23 protein-coding genes are annotated in these 24735 nt (G+C 72.1%); 18 read left to right on the forward strand and 5 right to left on the reverse strand.

All coding sequences use genetic code 11. From position 1 onward, the window contains the following. Window positions 1–43 precede the first annotated feature (43 nt). Together AB5J73_RS24085 and AB5J73_RS24090 are read right to left on the reverse strand one after the other, a co-directional pair. Window positions 44–613 carry a dihydrofolate reductase family protein gene (locus tag AB5J73_RS24085; protein WP_370972466.1) on the reverse strand — a complete coding sequence of 190 codons (570 nt, stop codon included), beginning with the start codon at window positions 611–613 and terminating at the stop codon, window positions 44–46. 35 nt (window positions 614–648) lie between these two features. Continuing rightward, entirely contained in the window at window positions 649–1254 is a 606-nt protein-coding gene (locus AB5J73_RS24090; RefSeq protein ID WP_370972468.1) for a TetR family transcriptional regulator, read from the reverse strand. 38 nt (window positions 1255–1292) lie between these two features. Between AB5J73_RS24090 and hisF the strand changes: the two genes are divergently transcribed. The 5 genes from hisF (at window position 1293) to AB5J73_RS24115 (ending at window position 4299) form a co-directional block, all read left to right on the forward strand. After that, a complete protein-coding gene (hisF, locus tag AB5J73_RS24095; protein ID WP_370972470.1) occupies window positions 1293–2066 on the forward strand; it encodes an imidazole glycerol phosphate synthase subunit HisF in 774 nt (257 codons plus the stop codon). After that, the gene (locus AB5J73_RS24100) at window positions 2063–2440 is read left to right on the forward strand and encodes a hypothetical protein (protein WP_370972472.1); all 378 of its coding nucleotides are present in this window, start codon (window positions 2063–2065) and stop codon (window positions 2438–2440) included. Before hisF ends, AB5J73_RS24100 begins: the two co-directional genes overlap by 4 nt. After that, window positions 2437–2799 (forward strand): phosphoribosyl-AMP cyclohydrolase, encoded by a 363-nt coding sequence (gene hisI, locus AB5J73_RS24105; protein ID WP_086856549.1) that lies wholly within the window; start codon window positions 2437–2439, stop codon window positions 2797–2799. The genes AB5J73_RS24100 and hisI overlap by 4 nt, the downstream gene beginning before the upstream one ends. Then, a complete protein-coding gene (locus AB5J73_RS24110) occupies window positions 2796–3158 on the forward strand; it encodes a DUF1304 domain-containing protein (RefSeq protein WP_370972474.1) in 363 nt (120 codons plus the stop codon). Before hisI ends, AB5J73_RS24110 begins: the two co-directional genes overlap by 4 nt. A 100-nt stretch (window positions 3159–3258) precedes the next feature. After that, window positions 3259–4299 (forward strand): hypothetical protein, encoded by a 1041-nt coding sequence (locus tag AB5J73_RS24115; RefSeq protein WP_370972476.1) that lies wholly within the window; start codon window positions 3259–3261, stop codon window positions 4297–4299. On the opposite strand, the gene AB5J73_RS24120 is transcribed toward AB5J73_RS24115, so the two are convergent. Beyond that, window positions 4296–4952, reverse strand: coding sequence for a TetR/AcrR family transcriptional regulator (locus AB5J73_RS24120; protein ID WP_370972478.1), 657 nt, complete (start codon window positions 4950–4952; stop codon window positions 4296–4298). The genes AB5J73_RS24115 and AB5J73_RS24120 overlap by 4 nt on opposite strands. Window positions 4953–5005: 53 nt before the next feature. Between AB5J73_RS24120 and AB5J73_RS24125 the strand changes: the two genes are divergently transcribed. The 7 genes from AB5J73_RS24125 to AB5J73_RS24155 all read left to right on the forward strand — a co-directional run bounded on the left by AB5J73_RS24125 (window position 5006) and on the right by AB5J73_RS24155 (window position 11194). Beyond that, window positions 5006–6565 (forward strand): anthranilate synthase component I, encoded by a 1560-nt coding sequence (locus AB5J73_RS24125; RefSeq protein WP_370972480.1) that lies wholly within the window; start codon window positions 5006–5008, stop codon window positions 6563–6565. Window positions 6566–6596: 31 nt separating this feature from the next. Further along, window positions 6597–7124, forward strand: a complete 528-nt coding sequence (locus AB5J73_RS24130; protein WP_370973296.1) for a Trp biosynthesis-associated membrane protein — start codon at window positions 6597–6599, stop codon at window positions 7122–7124. Between the two features lie 124 nt (window positions 7125–7248). Further along, window positions 7249–8058: an indole-3-glycerol phosphate synthase TrpC gene (gene trpC, locus AB5J73_RS24135; protein WP_370972482.1), complete on the forward strand. Its 810-nt coding sequence runs from the start codon at window positions 7249–7251 to the stop codon at window positions 8056–8058. Beyond that, window positions 8055–9296, forward strand: coding sequence for a tryptophan synthase subunit beta (gene trpB / locus AB5J73_RS24140; protein ID WP_370972484.1), 1242 nt, complete (start codon window positions 8055–8057; stop codon window positions 9294–9296). The genes trpC and trpB overlap by 4 nt, the downstream gene beginning before the upstream one ends. Continuing rightward, a complete protein-coding gene (gene trpA / locus AB5J73_RS24145; protein ID WP_370972486.1) occupies window positions 9293–10084 on the forward strand; it encodes a tryptophan synthase subunit alpha in 792 nt (263 codons plus the stop codon). Before trpB ends, trpA begins: the two co-directional genes overlap by 4 nt. Before the next feature lie 33 nt (window positions 10085–10117). Then, the gene (locus AB5J73_RS24150) at window positions 10118–10495 is read left to right on the forward strand and encodes a MerR family transcriptional regulator (protein ID WP_370972488.1); all 378 of its coding nucleotides are present in this window, start codon (window positions 10118–10120) and stop codon (window positions 10493–10495) included. Window positions 10496–10543: 48 nt separating this feature from the next. Next, on the forward strand, window positions 10544–11194 hold the full coding sequence (locus AB5J73_RS24155; protein ID WP_370972490.1) for a peptidoglycan recognition family protein: 651 nt from the start codon (window positions 10544–10546) through the stop codon (window positions 11192–11194). Here the strand turns inward: AB5J73_RS24155 and AB5J73_RS24160 are convergent. Further along, on the reverse strand, window positions 11186–12544 hold the full coding sequence (locus tag AB5J73_RS24160; protein ID WP_370972492.1) for a glutamine synthetase family protein: 1359 nt from the start codon (window positions 12542–12544) through the stop codon (window positions 11186–11188). The genes AB5J73_RS24155 and AB5J73_RS24160 overlap by 9 nt on opposite strands. A gap of 50 nt (window positions 12545–12594) precedes the next feature. Here AB5J73_RS24160 and AB5J73_RS24165 point away from each other — a divergent pair, with 50 nt between their 5' ends. The 4 genes from AB5J73_RS24165 to lgt are packed head-to-tail and all read left to right on the forward strand — an operon-like array spanning window position 12595 to window position 17356. After that, window positions 12595–14028, forward strand: coding sequence for an APC family permease (locus tag AB5J73_RS24165; protein ID WP_370972494.1), 1434 nt, complete (start codon window positions 12595–12597; stop codon window positions 14026–14028). Further along, complete coding sequence (locus tag AB5J73_RS24170) at window positions 14025–15149, forward strand: amidohydrolase family protein (protein WP_370972496.1); 1125 nt, start codon at window positions 14025–14027, stop codon at window positions 15147–15149. The genes AB5J73_RS24165 and AB5J73_RS24170 overlap by 4 nt, the downstream gene beginning before the upstream one ends. After that, window positions 15146–16315 (forward strand): M20 family metallopeptidase, encoded by a 1170-nt coding sequence (locus AB5J73_RS24175; RefSeq protein ID WP_370972498.1) that lies wholly within the window; start codon window positions 15146–15148, stop codon window positions 16313–16315. Before AB5J73_RS24170 ends, AB5J73_RS24175 begins: the two co-directional genes overlap by 4 nt. Window positions 16316–16333: 18 nt before the next feature. Beyond that, window positions 16334–17356 carry a prolipoprotein diacylglyceryl transferase gene (gene lgt, locus AB5J73_RS24180; protein WP_370972500.1) on the forward strand — a complete coding sequence of 341 codons (1023 nt, stop codon included), beginning with the start codon at window positions 16334–16336 and terminating at the stop codon, window positions 17354–17356. Window positions 17357–17466: 110 nt separating this feature from the next. On the opposite strand, the gene AB5J73_RS24185 is transcribed toward lgt, so the two are convergent. After that, window positions 17467–18255 (reverse strand): SDR family oxidoreductase, encoded by a 789-nt coding sequence (locus AB5J73_RS24185; protein WP_370972502.1) that lies wholly within the window; start codon window positions 18253–18255, stop codon window positions 17467–17469. A gap of 313 nt (window positions 18256–18568) precedes the next feature. Between AB5J73_RS24185 and gltB the strand changes: the two genes are divergently transcribed. Together gltB and AB5J73_RS24195 are read left to right on the forward strand one after the other, a co-directional pair. Then, window positions 18569–23122 (forward strand): glutamate synthase large subunit, encoded by a 4554-nt coding sequence (gene gltB / locus AB5J73_RS24190; protein ID WP_370972504.1) that lies wholly within the window; start codon window positions 18569–18571, stop codon window positions 23120–23122. Beyond that, window positions 23115–24623 carry a glutamate synthase subunit beta gene (locus AB5J73_RS24195; RefSeq protein WP_370972506.1) on the forward strand — a complete coding sequence of 503 codons (1509 nt, stop codon included), beginning with the start codon at window positions 23115–23117 and terminating at the stop codon, window positions 24621–24623. The genes gltB and AB5J73_RS24195 overlap by 8 nt, the downstream gene beginning before the upstream one ends. Window positions 24624–24735: the final 112 nt, after the last annotated feature.

Raw genomic sequence — 24735 nt, forward strand, 5'->3', positions numbered from 1 at the left:
TAGACGAATCGGGTGTCCGGTACGTGAACGCCGGATGCCGGGCTCACCCGTGCCGCGCCGGGCGGTAGATCAGCTCCTGGATGCCGCCGTCGAAGGTCCGGCTCTCCAGCAGTTCCAGGTCGAAGTCCTCCGCGCCGCCGAACACCGGGCAAACGCCCGTCTTGCCCGTGAGCACCGGGAACACCGTCACCTGCACGCGGTCCACCAGGCCCGCCGCCAGCAGGGCCCGGTTCAGGGACAGGCTCCCGTGCGACCGCAGCGGTACCGGCGACTCCTCCTTCAGCCGCGCGACGACGTCGGCGGCGTCCCCGGCCACGACCGTCGCGTCCGGCCAGCCGAGGGGGCCGTCGAGCGTGGCGGACACCACCGTCGCGGGCAGTGTCCGCAGGCGGGCCACCCACGGGTCGAGCGCCGCCGGGGTGGCCGACAGCATCCGCGCGTTCAGCCGGTGGGTGTTCGCGCCGAAGACCATGCGCTGGTCCTCGCGGTACTGCGCGAGGCGGTGGGCGAGGAACTCGGGACCCTGCTTGCCCCAGTAACCGCCCCAGTCGCCGGTGTGGGAACCGAAGCCGTCGAGGCTCATGAAGACGTCGAACGTGTACGTGGCGGTCATCGTGCTCTCCTCGGGTAAGGGGACTCTCACCCTGGCTACGAACGCGCCCCGCCCGATTCGACAGCGTCCCGGGAATCCAAGTAGTACTGGGCCACCGGGGCCAGCAGCGCGACGATCTCCTCGTCGTCCGCCTCGGCCAGCGGGGGCAGCTTGATCACGTACCGCAGGAGCGCGACGCCCATCATCTGGGCCGCGATGCCCGTCACGCGGATCTTCGGGACAGCCAGCGCCCGCGCCACCTCGGCCAGGACCGTGCGCTCGATGAACTGGCGCATCATCAGCGCGACCTGCTCGTTCGTCGCCGCCGCGCGCAGCATCGCGACGAAGGGCGTGCGGCCCTCCGGGGTCGCCCACACCGCCAGGAACGCGCGCACCAGGCGTTCGCCGATGCCCGTGCGCGGGCCCGCCAGGATGGCCGGGACCAGGGACGCCGGGTTCACCGGGAGGTTCATCGCCGCCGCGAAGAGGGCCTGCTTGCTGCCGAAGAAGTGGTGGAGCAGGGCCGCGTTGACGCCCGCGTCGGCGGCGATCCCGCGGACCGTCGCGCCGTCGTAACCCAGCTCGGCGAACCGGTGGCGGGCCGCGTCGAGGATCTTCTCGCGCGTCTCCGTCTGTCCCGGCCGCCGTCCCGCCCGTGCCATTGGCCGAGCTTAGAACCCCCTTGACTACGCTGGTGCGCATGTCTGTCGCGGTGCGGGTGATCCCCTGTCTCGACGTCGACGCGGGCCGGGTCGTGAAGGGCGTCAACTTCGCCGGCCTCCGCGACGCCGGCGACCCGGTCGAGCTGGCCCGGCGTTACGACGCCGAAGGGGCCGACGAGCTGACGTTCCTCGACGTCACGGCGTCCTCCGGCGACCGCGAAACCACCTACGACGTGGTCCGCCGCACCGCCGAGCAGGTCTTCATCCCGCTCACCGTCGGCGGCGGCGTCCGCAGCAACGACGACGTCAACCGGCTCCTGCGGACCGGTGCGGACAAGGTGAGCATCAACACCGCCGCCATCGCCCGGCCGGAGTTCCTGCACGAAGCTTCACGCCGGTTCGGCGCGCAGTGCATCGTGCTGTCCGTCGACGCGCGCCGCGTTCCCGAAGGGGGCGAGCCGACCGCGTCCGGCTTCGAGGTCACCACCCACGGCGGCCGCCGCGGCACCGGGATCGACGCCGTCGAGTGGGCCGCGCGCGGCGAAGAGCTCGGCGTGGGCGAGATCCTGCTGAACTCGATGGACGCCGACGGCACCAAGAACGGCTTCGACCTCGAGCTCATCGAGCTGGTCCGCAAGGCCGTGCGGGTCCCGGTGATCGCCAGCGGGGGAGCGGGCGCGCTCGAGCACTTCCTGCCCGCGGTGCGGACCGGCGCGGACGCGGTGCTCGCGGCCAGCGTGTTCCACTTCGGACAGCTGAAGATCGGCGACGTCAAGGACGCGCTGCGCGAAGGCGGGGTCGAGGTCCGGTGAAGGCCTGGCAGGCACCCGTCGAGGTGAAGGTCACCGCCGCCCTGCTGGTCGGGCTGCCGGTGGCGTGGGCGCTGCTCGACCTGATCCCGGTGCTCAGTGCCGGCTCGGGCCTCGAGATCTACCGGATGCCGGCGCTCGCGCTGATCCTCGGCGCCGTCGTCACCACCGGGCTCGTGCACAAGATGGGCAGCGCGCGCATCGGCGGGCTGGTCGTCACCGTGGTGTTCGCGCTGCTGCACGCGTTCCTGCTGCTCGGCGCGGCGCTGTGGTGGAACAAGCTGTTCTCCGGCCTGTCCTTCGCGGGCTACGGCTACGCGTTCGTCCTGTTGAACTCGATGCCGCTCAAGCGGCACATCCTGGGAGCGCAAGCATGAGCCTGGACGCGGCCGTCTCGGCGCGCCTCAAGCGCAACGCCGACGGCCTGATCGCCGCGGTCGTCGTCGAGCACGCCACCTCCGACGTGCTGATGATGGCCTGGATGAACGACGACGCTCTCGCCGCGACCCTGGCCACCCGCCGCGGCACCTACTGGTCGCGCAGCCGGCGGAAGCTGTGGGTCAAGGGCGAGACGTCCGGGCACTACCAGCACGTTCGCGAGGTGCGCATCGACTGCGACGGCGATACGGTGCTGCTGCGCGTCGACCAGACCGGCCCGGCCTGTCACACCGGCACGCACACCTGTTTCGACACCGAGGAGCGCTTGCTCCTGGCCGACGAGAAAGAGCACGCGTGACAATCGTCGCCGACGTCCTGGTCGGGCTGGTCGCCCTGATCCACTGCTACATCGTCGTCCTGGAGATGGTCCTCTGGACCACCCCGCGCGCCCGCGCCGCCTTCGGCACGACGAAGGAGTTCGCGGAGGAGAGCAAGACGCTGGCCGCGAACCAGGGGCTGTACAACGGTTTCCTGGCGCTCGCGCTGGTGTGGGGCCTGATCGCGAGCGACCCGACGGGCTTCCAGCTCAAGCTGTACGGCCTCGTCTGCGTCATCGTCGCGGGCCTCTACGGCGCGGCGACGGCCAGCAAGCGGATCCTGTTCGTGCAGGTGCTGCCGGGCGCGCTCGCGCTGGTCGCGCTGCTGCTCGCCCGCTGACCCTGCTCCCTTGCACGCTCGGCGAGGCCGCCGGGTTGCCCCGGTGTGCGGTACCGCCGGAATGTCGTTGAGCTGCGGTTTTCCGCTTTAGACTGCGCGAATGGACCTGGGCACGGACGCCGGCGACGTCGCTCGCCGGCTGGAACGCCGGCAAGAGACGGCGGAAGTACTGACCGGGCTGGCCGTGCTGCTCTTCCTGTTCTTCGTGCTCGTCATTTCGATGACGCTCGCCGGGCCGGGACCCCTGCCGGCCGGCGGCGAGCTGCCCGCCGAGGTCGCGGCGCTCGTCGGTTCGGCGACGCTGGCCGTTCTCGCCGGCCTCCGGATCCCGGCCCTCGACCGCCGGGCCGAGACCGAGCTGACTCGGCTGGGCGTCGAAAACTGGCTGCCCGAAGACGGCCGCACCGACTTCGAGGACGACGTGACGGGCTTGCGCTCGCAGGGCCGCCGTGCGGTGTTCGTCGCGACGGTCTGCGCCTGGGTGCTGGCCGGCTGCGCGGCGCTGTTCGGGGCGAACGGCACCGGCGGTGCGAGCGCGGAAACCGGGACCGAGGCGCTCGCCGACGTCGTCGCCGTCGCGGACGCGCAGGGGGTGCCCGGGCTGTGGGTGGAATACCGCGTCGACGGCGTGCCGCGCACCGTGAAGCTCTCCCAGGACTCCGTCGACGGGCACGCGGTCGGTCAAGTGGTGGCGGTCGTCTACGACCCGGCGCACCCGCAGGACGTCCGGCTCGCCGGCGAGGCGGAGGCGAGCCCGTCCCCGGTCGCACTGCTGATCGTGCTGATGGTGATCGCCGTCGGCGTGGTGCTGGGCCAGGTGCTGCAGGCGCTGCACCGCCGGCGGCTGGACCGCGCGGTGCGCCGCACCGGGTGGCGCCGCGCCTCGGTGACCGTGGTCCGGGGCGCCGGGGCGCGCCGCCGGAAGGTGCCGGACTTCGAAGTCCGCTTCCGCGACGGGTCGTCGATCGCGCTGCACGGGAACGAGCGGAGCCGGTACACCGGCGTGCTGACGGAACGGCCGGGCCGCCTCGCCTGGATCGGCGGCTGGGGCCGGGACATGGTCGTGCTGTTCCCGGCCGGGGCGGTCGGGGAGCGGCCCCTCGCGATCCCGGCGTACGCGCCGGGGAAGCGGCGGAGCTAGCCGATCTCGCCGGTGAGGTAGCGCTGCAGGTTCGGGGCCACCGCCGCCACGAGGGTGTCGACCTCCGCCGCGGCCATCGGCTCGAACTTCGCGACGTAGCGGATCATGCCCATGCCGACGAGCTGGGACGCGCAGAGCGCCATCCGGAGGGGGACCCGGTCCGAGCCGATCGACGTGATGAGCGCCGTGAAGAAGTTCTGGAAGAAGGTCCGCAGCACCTGCCCGGCCTGTTCGTGGCCGGTGATGCTGCGGATCAGGGCCTGGAAGACGTCGCCGCCCGCGCCGTCCCAGCGGGTGAGGAACGCGCGGGCGATCCGCCTGCCGAGTTCGTCGTCCGGGCCGTCGCGCAGTTCGGCCTGCAGCTCGAGGGGGTCGAACGGCAGCTGGAGCACGGCCTTCGCGAACAAGCCTTCCTTGCTGCCGAACCAGTGGTTGACCATCGCCGCGTCGACGCCGGCGCGGGTGGCGATCGCGCGCACCGTCGCGCCGTCGTAGCCGCTCTCGGCGAACACCGCCCGCGCGGCCTCGACCAGCGCCGTGCGGGTGTCCTGGCCGGCGGGCCGCCGGCCGCGGCGGCGGGAAGTAGTGTCGGTGTTGTCGGTCGTGCTCACGGCTCCATCATGACGCACGCCCCCGCACAATTCAACACTCATTGAATTACGGACCCGCCGTCGGCGGAGCCGGCCGGGGCGGCACAATGAGCCCCATGGTCAGCGCTTCCGCCGGTTCGACCGGTCCCGGCTCGGTCAGCCCGTCCCGCGAGGACTTCCGAGCCCTCGCCGAGAGCCGCCGCGTGATCCCGGTCGTGCGCCGGGTCCTCGCCGACGGCGAGACGCCGATCGGGGTGTACCGCAAGCTCGCCGCCGACCGGCCGGGCACGTTCCTGTTCGAGTCGGCCGAAAACGGCGCCTCCTGGACGCGCTGGTCGTTCATCGGCGTCCGCAGCCCGGCGGCGCTGACCGTCCGCGCCGGCAAAGCGGTCTGGACCGGCACCCCGCCGGTCGGCCTGCCGGGTGACGGCAACCCGCTCACCGTGCTGCGCGAAACGATCGAAGCGTTGCACACCGAGCCGCTGCCCGGGTTGCCGCCGCTGACCGGCGGCATGGTCGGCTACATCGGCTACGACGCCGTGCGCTGGCTGGAACGGCTGCCCGAGCTGGCCGAGCGCGACCTCGACATCCCCGAGCTGACCATGCTGCTGGCCACCGACCTCGCGGCCTTCGACCACCACGAGGGCACGGTCACGCTGATCGCGAACGCCGTCAACTGGGACGACTCGCCCGAGCGCGTGGACGCGGCCTACGACGACGCCGTCGCCCGGCTGAGCGCGATGACCGAGCAGCTGCAGGTGCCCGCGCCCGCGACCGTCGCCGCGTTCGACCGGCCCGTGCCGGAGTTCACCCGGAAGCGGTCCAAAGCGGATTTCCACGCCGCGGTCGAAAAGGCCGTCGAGGCGATCAAGGCCGGCGAAGCGTTCCAGATCGTGCCGTCGCAACGGTTCGAGATCCCGACCGCCGCCGACGCGCTCGACATCTACCGCGTGCTCCGGACGTCCAACCCGAGCCCGTACATGTACCTGCTGCGGCTGGAGGGCTTCGACATCGTCGGCTCCAGCCCCGAATCCCTGGTCACCGTGCGGGACGGCCGCGCGACCACGCACCCGATCGCGGGCACCCGCTGGCGCGGCGCCGACCCGGAAGAGGACGCGCAGCTGGCCAAGGACCTGCTGGCCGACGAGAAGGAGCGTGCCGAGCACCTGATGCTCGTCGACCTCGGCCGCAACGACCTCGGCAAGGTCTGCAAGCCGGGCACCGTGCGCGTCGTCGACTTCTTCCAGATCGAGCGCTACAGCCACGTCATGCACATCGTGTCCACCGTCACCGGCGAGCTGGCCGAGGGCAAGACCGCCTTCGACGCGGTCACGGCGTGCTTCCCGGCCGGGACGCTCTCCGGCGCGCCGAAGGTCCGCGCCATGCAGCTGATCGAGGAGCTGGAGCCGGTCCGCCGCGCGCTGTACGGCGGGGTCGTCGGCTACCTCGACTTCGCCGGCGACGCCGACACGGCGATCGCGATCCGCACCGCGCTGGTCAAGGACGGCATCGCGCACGTGCAGGCCGGGGGCGGGGTGGTCGCCGACTCGGTGCCGGACTACGAGGACACCGAATCGCTGAACAAGGCCAGGACCGTGCTCTCGGCGGTCGCCGCCGCGCAGACGATGGTCGCGGCGGGCACCCTCGACCCGGCCGCGGACTCCGCCCGTGTCTGAGCCGGCCAAGCCCTCCCGCCGTCCACTGTGGATGATCGTGACCGCGCTGCTGCTCGGCGCGCTCGCGCTGTGGGGTGCGTCACGGCTGACGTGGTTCGCCGAGTTCCGCGACGGCGGCGTGCGCGGCACGGTGCTCCACCGCGAGACCGGCGAGGAGCGGGCGACCGCGCTGGTGCCGCTGGCCCTGCTCGCGCTGGCCGGCGTGGCCGGTGTCATCGCGACCGGCGGCTGGGCGCGGCGCGTGCTCGGCGTCGTGCTCGCGCTGGCCGGCCTGGCGGCGGTCTGGACCGGGATCGACGGCGTCCGCTTCGGCGGCTACGCCGACGGTCTGCCGGTGTCCCAGATGCTGATCGGGCGCGGGCTGGCCGTGCTGGGGGGAATTCTCGTCGCCGCCGGCGGGTTGGCAGCCGTCAAGGGCGCGGGCAAGGCGGCGCGGCTGGGCACCAAGTACGCGGCTCCGGCGACGCGGAAGAAGACCCGCGATCCGGACGCCGAGCTGTGGGAAGCCCTGTCGGAAGGGGAGGACCCGACGGACGTCCGCGGCAGGCATTCGGAGTAACGCACGCACCCGGAACCGAGCGCTCCAGATGCGGGGGTTAGCATCGTTTCGGCGGGAAGGGGAAGGTTTTTGTGAGCGACCTTGCGAGTGAATCCGTGAGCACGTGCCAGGGCGGGGGCGCCCGGTGAGCGTGCTCGAAGACATCGTCGCCGGCGTGCGGGAAGACCTCGCCGTGCGGGAATCCGCGCTGCCGTTCGACGAACTGAAGATCCGGGCGGCCGCCGCTCCGGCGCCCCGCGACGTGATGTCCGCGCTGCGCGAGTCCGGCATCGGCGTGATCGCCGAGGTGAAGCGGCGCAGCCCCTCCAAGGGCGAGCTGGCCGACATCCCCGACCCGGCCGCGCTGGCGAAGGACTACGAAGACGGCGGCGCGCGGGTGATCAGCGTGCTGACCGAGCAGCGCCGCTTCGGCGGGTCGCTGGCCGACCTCGACGCGGTCCGCGCCGCGGTGGACATCCCCATCCTGCGCAAGGACTTCGTCGTCAGCCCCTACCAGGTGCACGAGGCCCGCCTGCACGGCGCCGACATGGTGCTGCTGATCGTCGCCGCGCTGGAGCAGAACGCGCTCGTCGCGCTGCTCGACCGCGTCGAGTCGCTCGGCATGACCGCGCTGGTGGAGATCCACAACGCCGAGGAGGCCGACAAGGCCCTCGAGGCGGGCGCCAAGGTCATCGGCGTCAACGCGCGCAACCTGCACACCCTCGAGGTGGACCGGGACGTCTTCTCGCGGCTGGCCCCCGGCCTGCCGATGGACGTCTACAAGGTCGCCGAGTCGGGTGTCCGCGGGCCGGGCGACCTGATGTCGTACGCCGGTCACGGCGCCGACGCGGTGCTGGTCGGCGAAGGGCTCGTCGCGTCGGGTGACCCGAAGGGCTCCCTGGTCAAGCTGGTCACCGCCGGCTCGCACCCCGCCTGCCCGAGGCCGTCGCGGTGACCGAAGAGCACGGCGTGATCGAAAAGCGGATCGAAAAGCAGGGGGAGCACGACCCGGACGAGCGGGGCTACTACGGCCCGTACGGCGGGCGCTTCATGCCGGAGGCGCTGATCGGCGTCGTCGACGAGGTCGCCACCGAGTACGACAAGGCTCGCCACGACCCGGAGTTCCTGAACGAGTTCAACCGCCTGCTGAAGGACTACGCGGGCCGCCCGTCGCTGCTCACCGAGGCCAAGCGCTTCGGCGAGCACGCCGGCGGCGCGCGCGTCTTCCTCAAGCGCGAAGACCTGAACCACACCGGTTCCCACAAGATCAACAACGTGCTGGGCCAGGCGCTGCTCACCAAACGGATGGGCAAGAAGCGCGTCATCGCCGAGACCGGCGCGGGCCAGCACGGCGTCGCGACGGCCACCGCGTGCGCGCTGCTCGACCTCGACTGCGTGGTCTACATGGGCGAGGTCGACACCGAGCGCCAGGCGCTGAACGTGGCCCGCATGCGGCTGCTCGGCGCCGAGGTGATCCCGGTCAAGACGGGTTCGCGGACGCTGAAGGACGCGATCAACGAGGCGCTGCGCGACTGGGTCACCAACGCCGACACCACGCACTACCTGTTCGGCACGGCCGCCGGACCGGCCCCGTTCCCGACGATGGTGCGCAACTTCCACCACGTCATCGGCACCGAGGCCCGCGAGCAGATCCTCGAGCAGGCCGGCCGCCTGCCCGACGTCGTCGCGGCGTGCGTCGGCGGCGGGTCGAACGCGATCGGCATCTTCTCCGGCTTCTACGACGACCCGTCCGTGCGGCTGGTCGGCCTGGAGCCGGGCGGCGAGGGCATCGAGGGCAACCGCCACGGCGCGACGCTCACCAAGGGCACCCCGGGCAACCTGCACGGCGCGATGACGTACCTGCTGCAGGACGAGGACGGCCAGACGGTCGAGTCGCACTCGATCTCGGCCGGGCTGGACTACCCGGGCGTCGGCCCGGAGCACGCGTGGCTGAAGGACACCGGCCGCGCAGAGTACCGGCCGGTCACCGACGCCGAGGCGATGGACGCGTTCAAGCTGCTCTCGCGCACCGAGGGCATCATCCCGGCGATCGAGTCGGCGCACGCGCTGGCCGGCGCGCTGGTGCTGGGCCGCGAGCTCGGGCCGGACGGCCTGATCGTGGTCAACCTGTCCGGCCGCGGCGACAAGGACATGGACACGGCGGCGAAGTGGTTCGGGTTGGTGGGCGAGTGAGCGGGCTGGACGACCTCTTCGCGACGACGCGTGCGGAGGGCCGGGCCGCGCTGGTCGGCTACCTCCCCGCGGGCTTCCCGACGGTCGGGGGTTCGAAGGACCTGATCGGGGCGTGCGTCGACGGCGGCGCGGACCTGATCGAGGTCGGTGTCCCGTACTCGGACCCGGTGATGGACGGCCCGACCATCCAGGCCGCTTCGGTGACCGCGCTGGACAACGGCTTCCGCCTCAAGCACGTGTTCGAGGTCGTCGAGTCGGTGGCTTCGCGGGGCGGCCGCGCGGTCGTGATGACGTACTGGAACCCGGTCAACCGCTACGGCGTCGACCGCTTCGCGCGCGACCTCGCCGCGGCGGGCGGGCTCGGCCTGATCACGCCGGACCTGATCCCGGACGAGGCCGGTCTCTGGCTGGAAGCGTCCGAGGCGCACGGCCTGGACCGGACGTTCCTGGTGGCACCGTCGTCGTCGGAGGAGCGCCTCGCCCGCACGGCGGCCGCGTCTTCCGGCTTCATCTACGCCACCGCGGTGATGGGCGTGACGGGCGCGCGCGACCAGGTCGGCTCGGGCGCGGAGGAGCTGGTCCGCCGCACGCGAGCGCACACTTCGCTCCCGATCGGCGTCGGTCTCGGTGTCCGTTCCGGTGACCAGGCGGCCGAGGTGGCGTCGTTCGCGGACGCGGTGATCGTGGGCTCGGCCCTGGTCACGGCGGCGGCCGAGGGTCCTTCCGGCGTTCGCGCGCTGTCCGCCGAGCTGGCCGAAGGCGTGCGCCGGGCGGTCGCCACCGCTTGACCTGGAGCGCGCTCCAGGTGCCACTCTGGGTCGGTGACCTCCTACACCCCGGCTCAGGTGACCGAAAAGACCGGCTTCACGATCGACACCCTGCGGTACTACGAGCGCATCGGCCTGCTCCACCCCGTCGGCCGCACGGCCGGGGGCCGGCGCACGTTCACCGACCAGGACGTGGAGTTCCTGCAGCTGCTGCGATGCCTGCGGTACACGGGCATGCCGGTGGCGGAGATGCTGCGATTCGTGGAGCTGCTGCGCTCGGGTGAGGCCACGCGCGAGGAACGGGTCGACGTCCTGCGCGACCACGAGGCCCGGGTGGCGGCCCAGATCGAGCGCCTGCGCGAGCACCAGGACCACATCCGGTTCAAGATCCGGCTGTACAGCGGGGCGGAGGAGCTGGCATCGGCGGGGTAGCCCGCCGGTTGTACGAAAGCTGTACGCCCCGGCGGCACAGTCCACCGCATGGACCTCGCATACCTCCCGCGCCGCACCTTCCTCCGCGGCGCCGCCGGCCTGGCCGTCGCGGGCGCCGCCGGGCTCGCGCTCCCCAAGGCCGCCCGAGCCGCCACGGAACCCCGGATCCACAGCTGTGCGGAGTGGGGCGCCCGGCCGCCCGCCGACGCCCTCACCACCCTCGACCACCCCGCGAACCGCATCCTCATCCACCACATCGCCAGTGCCAACAGCACCGACTACTCCCTCGCCCACGCCTTCCAGGTGGCCCGGGACGACCAGCACGACCACATGGACAACAACGGCTGGTCCGACACCGGCCAGCACTTCACCGTCAGCCGCGGCGGGTACCGCCTCGAAGGCCGGCACGGCAGCCTCGACGCCCTGCGCGGCCGCACCACGATGATCCAGGGCGCGCACTGCCCCGGGCAGAACACCAACGCCATCGGCATCGAAAACGAAGGCACCTACACCAGCGTCGAGCCGCCCGGGGCGCAGTGGGCGTCGCTCGTCACCTTCTGCGCCTACATCTGCCGCCAGTACGGCATCGGAGCCGAGGAGATCAAAGGCCACCGCGACTTCTACAACACCGAGTGCCCCGGGGACCGCCTCTACGCGAAGCTCCCGCGGCTGCGCGAAGAAGTGGCCGCGTCAATGTAGGTACCGCACGAGCGCGCACAGCTCGTCCGGCGGCAGCGAACCCAGCCGGTCGATCTCGCCGCGGCGCAGGTCCATCAGCGTCGTCGCCAGCTCCGGGCCGAACGCCGACGTCAGCACGGTGTCCGCCTCGAACGCCGCCACCGCGTCCGCCAGCGAAGCCGGCAGCCGCGTCGCCGACGGGAGCGTCCCCGGGTCGACGTCGACCGGTTCCGGCAGCGCCGCCTCCTCGGAGACCCCCGCCAGGCCCGCGAACAGCAGCGCCGCCACCACCAGGTACGGGTTCGCGGTCAGGTCGAAGCACTTGACCTCGAAGTTCGCCGTCCGGTCGCGCTGCCCGGCCGGGCCCTGCACCAGCCGCAGCGGCGCCTCGCGGTTTTCCAGGCCCCACGCGCTGAACACGCCCGCCCAGTGGTGCGGCTCCAGCCGCAGGTAGCTCACCACCGAGGGCGCGCCGATCGCCAGCAGCGCCGGCAGCCGGGAGAGGATCCCGGCGCCGAACGCCTCCGCCGCCGGTGTCAGCCCGAAGGGACCGTCGCCGCCGGAGCACAGGTTGCGGTCACCGTCCCAGATGCTCAGGTGGACGTGGCCGCCGTTGCCGACGCCGTCCGGCTCGAACTTCGGCGTGAACGAGGCCCGCAGCCCGTGCCGCTCGCTGACCGTCCGGATCGTCTCCCGGGTCAGCACCGCGATGTCGGCCGCGCGCACCGGGTCGTCCGCCGCCACCGACAGCTCGAACTGCCCGGCCGCGTATTCGGGGTGGATCTGTTCCACCGCAACGCCTTGCGCGGACAACGTGGACACCAGCGTGCGCAGGTAGGCCGCCTGGGAGGACAGCCGCGCGTAGCCGTAGGCCGGGCCCGCGGTGGCCGAGCGCGGGTCGTCCGGCGCGTCCGCCGCGGTGAGCACCCATTCGAGCTCGAACGCCGTCCGCGCGCGGTAGCCGCGCGAGGCCAGCTCGGCCGTCGCCGTCGCGGCCAGCGCCCGCGCGTCCTGGGGGTGCGGCTCGCCCTCGGTGTCGTACTTGCGGACCGGTGCCCACGCCCAGCCCGGCTGCGCCGCCAGCGGCACGAGCGCGTCGAGGTCCGGGTGCAGCCGCAGGTCGCCGACCGGGCCGCGCGAGTACGTGCCGCCCACGATGTCGTCGGTGGCCAGGAAGAAGTCGAACGAGTTCGACGCGCCGACGCCCCACGCCGCCGCCGACCACAGCCGGTCCACCGGGACGGCCTTCACCCGGGCGATGCCGCTGTTGTCCACGAAGGTCAGCGCGACCAGCTCCACGCCGGCCGCGCGCAGGCCGTCGGCCCGGATCGCGCCCTGCTGCGCGAGTTCTGCCCGATCGAGCTGGCTCATCCCGCTCCCGTCGATGTTCACTGAGTACTTCGAGGAAAGAGGTGGAGATCGTGTCAGACACCTTCGAAACCCGTCCAGGGCTGCGCCGCTCCCTCTCCGTCTGGCAGGCCGTCGGCCTGTCCGTGGCGTTGATGGCGCCCAGCATGGCCGCCAACATCAACCCCCAGCAGACCGCGGCCGCCGCCGGCCGCGCCGTCCCCCTCGCCTTCCTGCTCTCCGCGGTCGGCGTGCTGCTGGTCGCGTACGGCTTCGTCAAGCTCTGCCGGCACTACCAGCACGCCGGTTCGGTGTACGCCTTCGTCGGCGCCACCCTCGGCCCGCGCGCGGGTGTCGTCTCCGGCATCGGCCTCCTCGGCACGTACACCTTCTACGCCGTCGTCACGAGCTCGGCCGCGGGCACGCTGGGGACGGCTTTCCTGACGCAGGTGGGGATCTGGCCGGACCCGCCGTCCTGGGGCCCGTTCGTGCTGACCGCCGTCGCGCTCGCCGGCGCGTGGCTCCTGTCCGCGCTGCCCGCGCGCCGCGGCACGAGCACGCTGCTCGCCGTCGAGGGCGCGACGATCGCGGTGATCCTGCTGGTCACGGTGGTGATCCTGGTGCGCCTGCTGGCCGGTGGCGCGCCCGGTGGCGCCCGGTTCACGCTCGACGTCTTCGTGCCGGAAACCGGGCTGTCCGGGGTGTTTCTCGGCGCGGTGTTCGGCTTCCTGTCCTTCGCGGGCTTCGAAGCCGCGGCCACGCTCGGCGAGGAAACGCTCGACCCGAAGCGCAACGTCCCGCGCGCGATCCTGGGCACGGCGGTCTTCGGCGGGGTCTACTTCGTCGTGGTCACCGCCGTCGAGATGATGGCGTTCGGCACGGACGCGGCGGCGTTCCACGATTCGCCGTCCCTGCTCGGCGACCTCGGCAGCCGGTACGCGGGCGCCTGGGTCGGTGACGTGATCAGCGTCGGCGCCGCGATCAGCGCGTTCGGCTGCTGCCTGGCCTGCGTCGTCGGCGGTTCGCGGCTGCTCTACGCCCTGGGGCGCGACGCCGTCGGCGGCCGCGGCATCGGCCGGACGTCGAGCCGCGGCACCCCGGTGGTGGCGGTCAGTGCGGTGACCGGTGCGGCGGCGCTGATCATCCTGGTGTGCGCGCTGGTCTTCGGCGCCACCGCGGCCGACACGTTCGCCTGGTCCGGCTCGATCGGCACGCTGATCCTGCTGGTGATCTACCTGCTCACGACGATCGGCGCGATCCTGCTGCTGTTCGTGAAGCGCCGCATGCGCGTGCCGGGGTGGCACCTGGTGTTCCCGCTCGGCGCGCTCGCCGTCCTCGGGTACACCGTCTACGTCAACGTGGTGCCCTACCCGGCCGAGGGACCCGCGCGCTGGTTCCCGGTGGCCGCCGCGGCCGTGCTGGTGCTCGCGGTGATCTTCGTGCTGTCGGCGCCCGCCTACGCTCGTAGGGTGGGGGAGAGGCTGACCACCGTGGACGGAGGCGCATGACCGACCTGCTCCCGTTCGTCGCGGACCTGCCGCTGGTGGACCACCACTGCCACGGCGTCGTCACCCGCGACGTGGCCCGCGCGGACTTCGAGGGGATGCTGACCGAGGCCGACGCGCCCTCGCCGCTCGGCACGAGCCTGTTCGACTCGCTGATCGGGCTGGCCGTGCGCGAACGCTGCGCGCCGGTGCTCGGCCTGCCGGAGCACGCCCCCGCCGACGCCTACCTCGAACGCCGCGCCGAGCTGGGCGCGGCCGAGGTGGCGCGGCGGTTCCTGCGGGCCACCGGCACGACCGACTTCCTGCTGGACGGCGGGTTCCTGCCCGACGCGCTGACCACGACCCCGGAGTTCGCCGCGCTCGCGGGCACCCGCGCGCACGACGTCGTCCGGCTGGAACAGGTTGCCGAGGCGGTGATCCGGGGCACGACCGCGGCGGGGTTCGCCGCCGCCTTCGCCGACGAGCTGGGGAAACGCGCGAAGACCGCCGTGGGGCTCAAGTCGATCGCCGCCTACCGCGTCGGCCTCGAGCTGGCGGGGGAGCGGCCGTCGCCGCCGGAGGTGACCGCCGCGGCGGGACGCTGGCTGCGCACCGGGAACCCCAGGCTGGCCGACGAGGTGCTGCACCGGCACCTCGTCTTCACCGGCCTCGACCTGGGCCTGCCGGTGCAGTTCCACGTCGGCTACGGCGACTCCGACGTCGACCTGCACCGCTGCGACCCGCTGCTGCTCACCGGGCTGCTGCGGGCGACCCGCGACCGCGGCGTGCCGATCCTGCTGCTGCACAACTACCCGTTCCACCGCAACGCCGCGTATCTGGCGCAGGTCTTCGAGCACGTGTTCGTGGACGCCGGGCTCATCACGCACAACGCGGGGTTCCGGGCGCCGGCGGTCCTGGCCGAGCTCCTGGAGATCGCGCCGTTCGGGAAGGTGCTCTTCTCCACCGACGCGTTCGGCCTGGCCGAGCTGTACCACCTGGGCACGGCGCTGTTCCGGCAAGGACTGTCGGACTTCGTGCGCGCCGCGCTCGACGCGGCCGCGGTGTCCGAAGTGGACGCCATCCGGCTGTGTGCTTTGGTGGGAAGTGAGAACGCGCAGAGGATCTACCGCTTGGAGCACGTGTGAGTGACCTGTGGGCCCGGTGGACACGGGCGATCGCCGACGAACTGCCCGCCGCCGTGGAGCTCCGGCACGCGGTGCACGCCGACCCCCGCGGCTCCGGCGACGAAGAGGACACCGCCCGCCTGGTCACCGAGGCGCTCGGCGCGGGGGACGGGATCCGCGTCGCCAAGACCGGCCGCGCGATCCCGCTGCCCGGCGGCGAAGGCCCGGCGGTGGCGCTGCGCGCCGAGCTCGACGCCCTCCCGGTGCTGGAGGGCACCCGCGTGCCGTGGGCGTCGGGGAACGAACTGATGCACGCGTGCGGCCACGACGTCCACGTCGCCGCGCTGGTCGCCGTCGGCCGCGCGGCGGTGCGCGCCGGCGTCCCGCGGCCGATCCTCGCGCTGCTGCAGCCGCGCGAGGAGACGTCGCCGCCGGGCGCGCTCGACGTCGTCGAGTCCGGAGTGCTGGCCGAGCACGGGGTCGACGCGGTAATCGGCGCGCACGTCCAGCCGCGGATCGCGCACGGCGTCGTCTCGGCGGTCCCGGGCCCGGTGAACGCGTCCACCGACGAGTTCGAGGTGACCCTGCACGGCCAGGGCGGCCACGCCGGTTACCCGCACCTGCTGCGCGACCCGATCCTGGCGCTGTCCCAGCTGGTCGTGAGCCTGCAGCAGCTCGCGTCGCGGCGGATCGACCCGGTGTTCGGCGCGGTCTGCTCGGTCGGGCGGATCCAGGCGGGCGCGGCGGCCAACGTCGTCCCCAACAGCGCGACCGCGTTCGGCTCGCTGCGCCTGATGCGCGCGAAGGACCGCGACCGCGCGCTGGAAGCCCTCGCCGACATCGTGCACGGCACCGCGCGGGCGCACGGCTGCACCGCCGAGCTGGAGATCAGCCCCTGCGAGCCGGTGCTGGACAACGACGCCGCACTGGCGGCGGGCGCGCAGGGCTGGCTCCGGCACGCGGGCTTCGCCGTCGACGACCAGTTCCGGTCGTTCGGCGCGGACGATTTCGCCCACTACTGCGGCGGCGCGACCCGCGGGCTGATGCTGTTCGTCGGCCTCGGCGACACCGCGGGCGTGCCCAGCCTGCACGACGAACGCTTCCTCCCGCGCGACGAAGCCGTCACCCAGGTCGCGCACGCGCTGGTGGCGGGGTACCTGGCCGCCTTGGATGCTCCGGCGCCTTAGCGCTACGGTGGCCGCGTGATGAGCGCCTACCTCGCGACGATCCCCAGTCCCGACCGGGGGGTCTGGCACCTGGGACCGATCCCGCTCCGCGCGTACGCCCTGTGCATCATCGCCGGCATCATCGTGGCGATCTGGTGGGGCGAGCGGCGCTGGGCGGCCCGCGGCGGCACCAAGGGCACGGTGATCGACATCGCGGTGTTCGCGGTGCCGTTCGGCCTGGTCGGCGGCCGGTTGTACCACGTGATCACCGACCCCGAGCTGTACTTCACCGAGGGCAAGAACCCCTGGAACGCGTTCGCGATCTGGGACGGCGGCCTCGGCATCTGGGGCGCCATCGCCCTCGGCGCGGTGGGCGCGCTCATCGCCTGCCGCCGCAAGGGCATCCCGCTGCCGGCGATGGCGGACGCGATCGCCCCGGGCATCGTCGTGGCGCAGGCCATCGGCCGCATCGGCAACTACTTCAACCAGGAGCTCTACGGCGCGCACACCGACCTGCCGTGGGGCCTGGAGGTCTACCAGCGCTTCAACCCGGAGGACCCGGACAACCTGCTCAACGGCGTCGCGACCGGGCACATCCCGCTGCCGGAGAGCCCGGTCCACCCGACGTTCCTCTACGAGCTGATCTGGAACCTGCTGGTCGCGCTGCTGGTCGTCTGGGCGGACCGCAAGTTCAAGCTGGGTCACGGCCGGGCGTTCGCGCTGTACGTCGCCGGCTACACGGTCGGCCGCGGCTGGATCGAGATGATGCGGACCGACACCGCGAACCACATCCTCGGCCTGCGGGTGAACGTGTGGACGTCGATCCTGCTGTTCGCCGCCGCGGTGGTGTACTTCGTGCTGGCTGCGAAGCGGGGGCCGCGGGAGCTGCCGGAGACGCTGGTGAGCAAGGACGCGCCCGGGCCGGTTCCGGAGTCGGCTTCGCGGTTGGACTCCGACGAACCCGAGCACGCGAAGGTGGCGGCCGAGGCCCCGGCGCCGGAGAAACCCGCCTCGGAGGAGACTCCGGCCGCCGAAGAGCCGAAGAAGACCGACGAGAGCTGACCGCTTTCCCGAAGGCCACCGCCGGACGCCCGGTGGTGGCCTTCGTCGTACGCGGGGCCGGGGCGCCGCCCCCCGTCTTCCACGCTACCGGGAGGGGCCGACAGTTCCGGTCAGCCGAGGTCGGGCAGGCCCAGCTCCAGGTTGGGGGTCTGCAGGCCGCCGTCCACCTCGAGGATCTTGCCCGTGAGGTAACCGCCGGCGCGCGAGGCCAGGAACACCACCGTCGCCGCGATGTCCTCGGCCTCGCCGATCCGGTGCAGCGGGGTCGCCGCCTCCATCTTCGCCTTCAGCTCCGGGTTGCCCACCACGATCTCCAGGGCCGATGTCGCCACCGAGCCCACCGAGATCGCGTTCACCCGGACTTTCGGGGCCAGGTCGGCCGCCGCCAGGCGGGTGTAGTGGGCGAGGGCGGCCTTCGCCGTGCCGTACGCCGCGAAGCCGCGGCCCGAGAGCCGGCCCAGCACCGACGAGATGTTGACGACCGAGCCGCCGGTCTCCAGCAGGGCGGGGGCCGCCGCCGCGGTCAGGGCGTGCGCGGTCGAGACGTTGAAGCGGAACGCTTCCTCCAGGAACTCCGCGGTGGTCTCCAGCAAGGGGCGCGGGTACGTGCCGCCGACGTTGTTGACCACCAGGTCGAGGCGCCCGAACTCCGCCACCGCCGTCGCGGCCAGCGCGGCCGCGGCCTCCGGTGTCGCGAGGTCGCCCGGGACGACGTGCGCGCGGCGGCCCGCCGCCGAAACCCGCGAGGCCACTTCTTCGAGCTGAGCGGCGGTGCGGGCGGCGATGACCACGTCGGCGCCCGCTTCGGCGAGCGCCACGGCGGTGGCCGCACCGATCCCGCGGCCGGCGCCGGTGACCACCGCGACCTGGTCGGTGAGCTTGAACCGATCGAGGATCATGCGGCGAAATGTAACACGTTCTAGTGATGGCGGACACAGGGCGAGCGCGCCGGGTCGGACTGGTCACGTTAGGCTTGACCGGAGTTTCCGGGACGTATACTTAGCGCCGCGAACTACCGGGAACCCATCAGGAACTACGTCGTTCCACGCAGCCAGATCGTTACCGTCCGCCGCTGTTCGGGGCGCTCTGAATTGATGCTGACGTGTTTCCCAGGTGTTAAAGTCGCGCTAACAAGCGGGCCATCGTCGTCCCGTGCGCTCCCGGCCGGTAGCCCGGCCCGCACGACAAGACGACGAAGGAGGTCCCTTCTCCATGATCTTCTCCGCCATTCCCGGCAAGCAAGGTCTCTACGATCCGGAGACCGAACAGGACTCCTGCGGTGTGGCCATGGTGGCCGACATCCGCGGGCGCCGCTCGCACGGCATCGTCACCGACGGCCTGGCCGCGCTGACCAACCTCGACCACCGCGGCGCCGCGGGCGCCGAGCCGACCTCCGGCGACGGCGCCGGCATCCTGCTGCAGCTGCCCGACGCGCTGCTGCGCGCCGAAGCCGGCTTCACGCTTCCCGCACCCGGCGAGCACGGCCACCACACCTACGCCGCCGGCATCGCCTTCCTGCCCGAAGACGCCGAGCAGCGCCGCAAGGCCGTCGAACTGGCCGAACGCATCGCCGTCGAAGAGGGCCTGGAGGTCCTCGGCTGGCGCGAGGTGCCGGTCGACGCCGACCGCGCCGACATCGGCCCCACCGCCCGCTCGGTCATGCCGCACTTCGCCATGCTTTTCGTCACCGCCGACGGAAAAGCCGGCCTGGAGCTGGACCGGCTGGCCTTCTGCCTGCGCAAGCGCGTCGAGCACGAAAGCGCGAACTCCGGCTGCGGCACGTACTTCCCGTCGCTGTCCTCGCGGACGATCGTCTACAAGGGCATGGTGACGCCGGAGCAGCTGCCGGCGTTCTTCGCCGACCTGCGCGACGAGCGGCTGGAAAGCGCCATCGCGCTGGTGCACTCCCGCTTCTCCACCAACACCTTCCCGTCGTGGCCGCTGGCGCACCCGTTCCGGTTCGTGGCCCACAACGGCGAGATCAACACCATCCGCGGCAACCGCAACCGCATGCGGGCCCGCGAGGCGCTGCTGGAGTCGGAGGTCCTCGACGGCGACCTGTCCCGGCTGTTCCCGATCTGCTCGCCGGACGCGTCGGACTCGGCGTCGTTCGACGAGGTTCTGGAGCTGCTGCACCTCGGTGGCCGGTCGCTGCCGCACGCGGTGCTGATGATGATCCCGGAGGCGTGGGAGAACCACGCCACCATGAAGCCCGAGCGCCGCGCGTTCTACCAGTTCCACGCGAGCCTGATGGAACCGTGGGACGGCCCCGCGTGCGTCACCTTCACCGACGGCACCCTGGTCGGCGCGGTCCTGGACCGCAACGGCCTGCGCCCGGCGCGCTGGTGGCGCACGGCCGACGACCGCGTCGTCCTGGCCAGCGAGGCCGGCGTCCTGGACGTCGCCCCGAAGGACGTCGTGGCGAAGGGGCGGCTCAAGCCCGGCAAGATGTTCCTGGTCGACACCGAGGCCGGCCGGATCGTGGACGACGAAGAGGTCAAGTCCGCCCTCGCCGGCGAGCTGCCCTACGACGCCTGGCTGCACGCCGGCCTGCTGCAGATCGCCGAACTGCCCGACCGCGACCACGTCGTGCAGAGCCACGACTCGGTGCTGCGCCGCCAGCTTTCCTTCGGCTACACCGAAGAAGAGCTCAAGATCCTGCTGGCGCCGATGGCCGAGAAGGGCGCCGAGCCGATCGGTTCGATGGGCTCGGACACCCCGCCCGCGGTGCTGTCGAAGCGATCCCGGCTGCTCTACGACTACTTCAAGCAGAACTTCGCGCAGGTGACCAACCCGCCGCTGGACGCGATCCGCGAGGAGCTCGTCACCTGCATGGCGCGGATCATGGGCCCGGAGCGCAACCTGCTGGCCCCCGGCCCGGCGTCGTGCCGCCACCTCAAGCTGCCCTACCCCGTCATCGACAACGACGAGCTCGCCAAGCTCATCCACATCAACGACGACGGCGACCTCCCCGGCTTCGCGTGCAGTGTCCTTTCCGGACTGTACGAAGTGGACGGCGGCGCCGAGGCGCTGGCCGGCGCGATCGAACGCGTCCGGCGCGAGGCGTCCGAGGCGATCGCGGCCGGTGCGCGCACGCTGGTGCTGTCCGACCGCGACTCCGACCACCGGATGGCGCCGATCCCGTCGCTGCTGCTGGTTTCCGCGGTGCACCACCACCTGGTCCGCACCAAGGAACGCCTGCGCGTCGCGCTGGTCGTCGAGTCCGGCGACGCGCGCGAGGTGCACCACATCGCGCTGCTGCTCGGCTACGGTGCCGCCGCGGTCAACCCGTACCTGGCCTTCGAGACCATCGAAGACATGATCGGGCAGGGCGCGGTCACCGGCATCGAGCCCGCCAAGGCGATCCGGAACTACGTGCAGGCGCTCGTGAAGGGTGTCCTGAAGATCATGTCCAAGATGGGCATCTCGACGGTCGGCGCGTACACCGCCGCCCAGGTCTTCGAATCCCTCGGCCTGGCGCAGGACCTGCTCGACGAGTACTTCACCGGGACGTCGTCGAAGCTCGGCGGCGTCGGCCTGACCGTGCTCGCCGAAGAGGTGGCCGTGCGCCACCGCCGCGCCTACCCGGACAACCCGACCGAGCGCGTCCACCGTGGACTCGACACCGGCGGCGAGTACGCCTACCGGCGCGAGGGCGAGCTGCACCTGTTCACGCCGGAGACGGTGTTCCTGCTGCAGCACGCGTCCAAGACCGGCCGCGAAGAGGTGTACCGCAAGTACACCGACGAGGTGCACCGCCTCTACCGCGAGGGCGGCACGCTGCGCGGGCTGTTCTCCTTCCGCGACGGCGTGCGCGAGCCGATCCCGCTGGACGAGGTCGAGCCCGCCGAGGCGATCTTCAAGCGCTTCAACACCGGCGCGATGTCCTACGGCTCGATTTCGGCCGAGGCGCACGAAACGCTGGCCATCGCGATGAACCGGATCGGTGGCCGGTCCAACACCGGCGAGGGCGGCGAAGACCCCGAGCGGCTCTACGACCCCGAACGCCGCAGCGCGATCAAGCAGGTCGCGTCGGGCCGGTTCGGCGTCACGAGCGAATACCTCGTCAACGCCGACGACATCCAGATCAAGATGGCGCAGGGCGCGAAGCCCGGCGAGGGCGGCCAGCTGCCGCCGAACAAGGTGTACCCGTGGATCGCGCGCACCCGGCACTCGACGCCGGGCGTCGGCCTCATTTCGCCGCCGCCGCACCACGACATCTACTCCATCGAGGACCTGGCGCAGCTGATCCACGACCTCAAGAACGCCAACGAGCACGCCCGCATCCACGTGAAGCTGGTGTCCTCGCTGGGTGTCGGCACGGTCGCGGCGGGCGTGTCCAAGGCGCACGCGGACGTCGTGCTCATCTCCGGCCACGACGGCGGCACCGGCGCGTCCCCGATGAACTCGCTCAAGCACGCGGGCACGCCGTGGGAGATCGGCCTCGCCGAGACCCAGCAGACGTTGCTGCTCAACGGGTTGCGCGACCGGATCACCGTGCAGGTGGACGGTGCCATGAAGACCGGGCGGGACGTCGTCATCGCGGCGCTGCTCGGCGCCGAGGAATACGGCTTCGCGACGGCCCCGCTCGTCGTCGCGGGCTGCATCATGATGCGCGTCTGCCACCTCGACACCTGCCCGGTCGGCGTCGCCACGCAGAGCCCGGAGCTCCGCAAGCGCTACACCGGCCAGGTCGAGCACGTGGTGAACTTCTTCGAGTTCGTCGCCGAAGAAGTCCGCGAAACCCTTGCCGCACTGGGTTTCCGCACGCTCGACGAAGCCATCGGACACGCCGAGCTGCTGAACACCGACGAGGCCGTCGACCACTGGAAGGCGTCCGGTCTGGACCTGGCGCCGATCTTCGAGATGCCGGCCGAAACCCCGTACGGCGGCGCGAAGCGGCGCACCCGAGGCCAGGACCACGGCCTCGAGCACGCCCTGGACCGCACGCTGATCCAGCTCGCCGAAGCAGCGCTGGAAGATGCGCACCACGTGAACATCGAGCTGCCGGTGCGCAACGTCAACCGGACCGTCGGCACGCTGCTCGGTTCGGAGATCACCCGCCGCTACGGCGGGGACGGGCTGCCCGAGGGCACGATCAACGTCACGCTCACCGGTTCGGCGGGCCAGTCGCTCGGCGCGTTCCTGCCGCGCGGCATCACCCTCGACATGGTCGGCGACGCGAACGACTACGTCGGCAAGGGCCTTTCCGGCGGCCGGATCGTGGTCCGGCCCGACCCGGAGGCGTCCTTCGCCGCCGAGGCGCAGACGATCGCGGGCAACACGATCGCCTACGGTGCCACGGCCGGCGAGATCTTCCTGCGCGGCCAGGTCGGCGAACGCTTCTGCGTCCGCAACTCCGGCGCCACGGTGGTCGCCGAGGGCGTCGGCGACCACGCCTTCGAGTACATGACCGGCGGCCGCGCGGTGGTGCTCGGCCCGACCGGGCGGAACCTGGCGGCCGGCATGTCCGGCGGCATGGCGTTCGTGCTCGACGTCGACCGCAAGAAGGTCAACCAGGACATGGTGGACCTGCTCAAGCCGACCGCCGACGACCTGGCGTGGCTCAAGAAAACGGTGCAGCAGCACCACGATCTCACCCGCTCCGCGGTGGCGGCGTCGCTGCTCGGCGACTGGCCGCGCCGCTCGGCGGCGTTCACGAAGGTGATGCCGCGCGACTACCAGCGGGTTCTGGACGCGGCGAAGGCGGCGAAGGCCGCCGGCCGCGACGTCGACGAGGCGATCATGGAGGCCGCTCGTGGCTGACCCGACCGGTTTCCTGAAGTACGACCGCGAAGAGCCGAAGAAGAAGTCCTACGAGGAACGGCTTTCTTCGTGGGGCGAGGTCTACGCCGACGTCGATCCGGGCGAGCGCAACGAAAAGGTGCGCAAGCAGGCGTCGCGGTGCATGGACTGCGGCATCCCGTTCTGCCACTCCGGTGGCTCGGGTTGCCCGCTGGGCAACCTGATCCCGGAGTGGAACGACCTCGTCCGCCGTGGCGACTGGGCCGCGGCGAGCGACCGGCTGCACGCGACCAACAACTTCCCGGAGTTCACCGGGAAGCTGTGCCCGGCGCCGTGCGAGGCGGGCTGCGTGCTGTCGATCTCGCCGGCCTCCGGCGGCCCGGTGGCGATCAAGCGCGTCGAGCAGACGATCGCCGACCAGTCCTGGGAAGCGGGCTACGTCCAGCCGCAGGTGTCCGAAGTGTCCAGCGGCCGCCGCGTCGCGGTCGTCGGCTCCGGCCCGGCCGGCCTCGCCGCCGCCCAGCAGCTGACCCGCGCCGGCCACGAGGTCACGGTGTTCGAGCGCGACGACCGCCTCGGCGGCCTGCTGCGCTACGGCATCCCCGAGTTCAAGATGGAGAAGAAGGTCCTCGACCGCCGCCTGGCGCAGCTGCGCAAGGAAGGCACCCGGTTCGTCACCGGCTGCGAGGTCGGCGTCGACCTCTCGGTGGACGACCTGCGCGCGCAGTACGACGCGGTGGTCCTCGCGGTCGGCGCCCTGCGCGGCCGCGACGACACGACGACGCCGGGCCGGGACCTCAAGGGCATCCACCTGGCGATGGAACACCTGGTCCCGGCCAACAAGTACGTCGAGGGCGACGGCCCCCCGTCGATCGACGCCCACGGCAAGCACGTGCTCATCATCGGCGGCGGCGACACCGGCGCGGACTCCTACGGCACGGCCACCCGCCAGGGCGCGCTGTCGGTGACGCAGCTCGACCAGTACCCGATGCCACCGTCCACCCGGGACGACGAGCGCTCGCCGTGGCCGACGTGGCCGTACATCCTGCGCACCTACCCGGCGCACGAGGAAGCGGGCGAGCGCAAGTTCGCGGTCGCGGTCAAGCGATTCGTCGGTTCCGCCGAGGGCCGCGTGACGGCGGTGGAGCTGCAGCAGGTCCGCGTCCATAAGGACCCGTCGACCGGCCGCCGCGAGGTCATCCCGGTGACCGAGGAGATCGAGACGGTCCCGGCCGACCTGGTCCTGCTGGCGATCGGCTTCGAAGGCGTCGAGGAGATGCCGCTGCTCGACGGGCTCGGGCTGTCGCTGACCCGCCGCGGAACCCTGTCGTGCGGCGCTGACTGGCAGACGGAAACCCCGGGCGTGTTCGTGTGCGGTGACGCGCACCGCGGCGCGTCGCTGGTGGTGTGGGCGATCGCGGAGGGCCGTTCGGTGGCCAATGCGGTGGACACGTACCTGACGGGCGCGTCGGACCTCCCGGCCCCGGTCCACCCGACGGCGCTGCCGCTCGCGGTCGTCTGATCCTCCGTTCTCCGGAAGCCCCCTCGCCACTGGTGAGGGGGCTTCCGGCGTAACACCGGGCGTTCCCGCAGCGACGCTGCGAGTGCCAGCGAAAGGTGACGGGGAGGATCGT

Source organism: Amycolatopsis sp. cg9, assembly GCF_041346945.1.
GTDB lineage: Bacteria > Actinomycetota > Actinomycetes > Mycobacteriales > Pseudonocardiaceae > Amycolatopsis.

What these genes read in the sequence shown, in the direction of transcription:
- AB5J73_RS24085 (WP_370972466.1), bottom strand. Translation starts at nt 613, where the DNA reads ATGACCGCCACGTACACGTTCGACGTCTTCATGAGCCTCGACGGCTTC.
- AB5J73_RS24090 (WP_370972468.1), bottom strand. Translation starts at nt 1,254, where the DNA reads ATGGCACGGGCGGGACGGCGGCCGGGACAGACGGAGACGCGCGAGAAG.
- hisF (WP_370972470.1), top strand. Translation starts at nt 1,293, where the DNA reads ATGTCTGTCGCGGTGCGGGTGATCCCCTGTCTCGACGTCGACGCGGGC.
- hisI (WP_086856549.1), top strand. Translation starts at nt 2,437, where the DNA reads ATGAGCCTGGACGCGGCCGTCTCGGCGCGCCTCAAGCGCAACGCCGAC.
- AB5J73_RS24115 (WP_370972476.1), top strand. Translation starts at nt 3,259, where the DNA reads ATGGACCTGGGCACGGACGCCGGCGACGTCGCTCGCCGGCTGGAACGC.
- AB5J73_RS24120 (WP_370972478.1), bottom strand. Translation starts at nt 4,952, where the DNA reads ATGAGTGTTGAATTGTGCGGGGGCGTGCGTCATGATGGAGCCGTGAGC.
- AB5J73_RS24125 (WP_370972480.1), top strand. Translation starts at nt 5,006, where the DNA reads ATGGTCAGCGCTTCCGCCGGTTCGACCGGTCCCGGCTCGGTCAGCCCG.
- AB5J73_RS24130 (WP_370973296.1), top strand. Translation starts at nt 6,597, where the DNA reads ATGATCGTGACCGCGCTGCTGCTCGGCGCGCTCGCGCTGTGGGGTGCG.
- AB5J73_RS24155 (WP_370972490.1), top strand. Translation starts at nt 10,544, where the DNA reads ATGGACCTCGCATACCTCCCGCGCCGCACCTTCCTCCGCGGCGCCGCC.
- AB5J73_RS24160 (WP_370972492.1), bottom strand. Translation starts at nt 12,544, where the DNA reads ATGAGCCAGCTCGATCGGGCAGAACTCGCGCAGCAGGGCGCGATCCGG.
- AB5J73_RS24170 (WP_370972496.1), top strand. Translation starts at nt 14,025, where the DNA reads ATGACCGACCTGCTCCCGTTCGTCGCGGACCTGCCGCTGGTGGACCAC.
- lgt (WP_370972500.1), top strand. Translation starts at nt 16,334, where the DNA reads ATGAGCGCCTACCTCGCGACGATCCCCAGTCCCGACCGGGGGGTCTGG.
- AB5J73_RS24185 (WP_370972502.1), bottom strand. Translation starts at nt 18,255, where the DNA reads ATGATCCTCGATCGGTTCAAGCTCACCGACCAGGTCGCGGTGGTCACC.
- gltB (WP_370972504.1), top strand. Translation starts at nt 18,569, where the DNA reads ATGATCTTCTCCGCCATTCCCGGCAAGCAAGGTCTCTACGATCCGGAG.